Below are 350 nucleotides of genomic sequence, written 5' to 3'. Positions count from 1 at the left end.
TGGCCAGCCTCAGCACCGCGTCGGCGAGGAAGCCCAGGAAATAGGCCACGGCCGCCTTTGGATTGCCGGCGCCCAGCATAAAGGCCGCGATCAGATAGAGGACGACGGCTCCGATCCACAGCGCCGCCTGGGGGATGCCGCCTCCGGTCTCGACCATGGCGGTTGCGCGCTCGGTCGCCACCGTGGTCGGCGCGCCTTCGAAGAAGGGGGCGAGGAAGGGCCAGGCCAGCCAGCCTGCATAGCCGATCACCGCCAGCACCAGAACGAACCTCAGGATCTTCATGGCCGGGCTCCGAACGCCATGAAACGGCGTTCGTTAACCTAACACGCCGCCCCGCCAAGCCAAGCCG

General features: G+C 67.4%; 1 pseudogene. It reads right to left on the bottom strand.

Features of this window, described 5'->3' with window-relative positions:
* Positions 1-283 (bottom strand): annotated as a pseudogene (locus tag JHC99_RS17525) (hypothetical protein); the annotation flags it as partial.
* Positions 284-350 lie beyond the last annotated feature (67 nt).

Source organism: Brevundimonas sp. (assembly GCF_016463485.1).
Classification (GTDB): Bacteria; Pseudomonadota; Alphaproteobacteria; order Caulobacterales; family Caulobacteraceae; genus Brevundimonas.
The sequence above is the reverse complement of the archived record's forward strand: the minus strand, read 5'-3'. Positions and strand labels throughout refer to the sequence as shown.